The sequence below is a fragment of the Vibrio sp. Vb1337 genome, assembly GCF_033338715.1.
Lineage (GTDB): Bacteria > Pseudomonadota > Gammaproteobacteria > Enterobacterales > Vibrionaceae > Vibrio > Vibrio alginolyticus.
Genome location: NZ_JAWOTD010000165.1, coordinates 1 through 1,211, shown reverse-complemented (window position 1 = coordinate 1,211; position 1,211 = coordinate 1). Strand labels below are relative to the sequence as shown.

Below are 1,211 nucleotides of genomic sequence, written 5' to 3'. Positions count from 1 at the left end.
AACTCAAGTTTTCGACACCATTCTACTGCTGCTCTTTTATTACTACGGTTTACACTAAGTACCTTGAATGTATTTTCATCACTTAGTGGTTAATGCAAATACGAATATGTGTCGGGATAAACTCATCTCAACGAGAACTTAAAGACAAACATGTTCGAATTCCCGCAATTTTCTAAGCACTCTATTAAAAATGACGTACTATCAGGTTTGACAGTTGCCCTGGCACTTGTCCCTGAAGCCGTAGCATTTGCATTCGTTGCTGGTGTAGACCCAATGGTTGGTCTGTACGCAGCATTCATCGTTGGCCTTATCACCTCAATCTTTGGTGGTCGCCCAGGCATGATCTCTGGTGCTACAGGCGCAATGGCCGTAGTAATGCTCTCTCTTGTTGCAAGCCACGGTGTTCAGTACTTATTTGCTGCCATTATGTTGGCCGGTATTCTGCAAATTGCTGCCGGTTTATTTAAATTGGGCAAATTCATTCGAATCGTTCCACACCCTGTAATGATTGGTTTTGTTAACGGCCTAGCGATTGTTATCTTCCTCGCGCAATTAGGACAATTCAAGGCTCCAGACATGAATGGCGTGCTGACTTGGCTTCCACAAGATCAAATGATGTTAATGCTAGGTTTGGTTGCGCTGACCATGGCGATCATCTACTTCTTGCCGAAAATTACAACAGCAGTGCCATCTTCACTTGTTGCTATCGTAACCGTGACTGCACTAGTTGTTGGGTTAGATCTAGAGACACGTACAGTTGTCGACTTCCTACGTTCTATGTCAGGTAATGAAGCCGCTACACTAGCAGGCTCTTTGCCAACCTTCTCTATTCCATCAGTGCCATTTACGCTAGAGACTCTGCAAATCATCTTGCCTTATGCAGTGATGCTTGCGGCCATCGGCCTAATTGAATCTTTGCTAACGCTGACCGTTTTAGACGAAATGACGAATACTCGTGGCCAATCTAACCGCGAATGTATCGGTCAGGGCATGGCAAACATGACATGTTCTGTATTCGGCGCGATGGGTGGTTGTGCAATGATTGGTCAGTCAATGATCAACGTAAACTCTGGTGGCCGTGGCCGTCTGTCTGGCATCGTAGCGGCTGTAGCTCTGCTGATGTTCATTTTGTTTGCGTCATCGTTGATTGAAATGATTCCACTAGCAGCCCTAGTTGGTGTGGTGTTCATGGTTGTGATTGGCACATTCGA

1 protein-coding gene is annotated in these 1,211 nt (G+C 45.4%); it reads left to right on the top strand.

What is annotated here, in order from left to right; genetic code table 11:
• Positions 1-150: 150 nt before the first annotated feature.
• The coding region (locus tag R7E42_RS24735) for a SulP family inorganic anion transporter (protein ID WP_318073195.1) at positions 151-1,211 on the top strand (1,061 nt) is incomplete at its 3' end.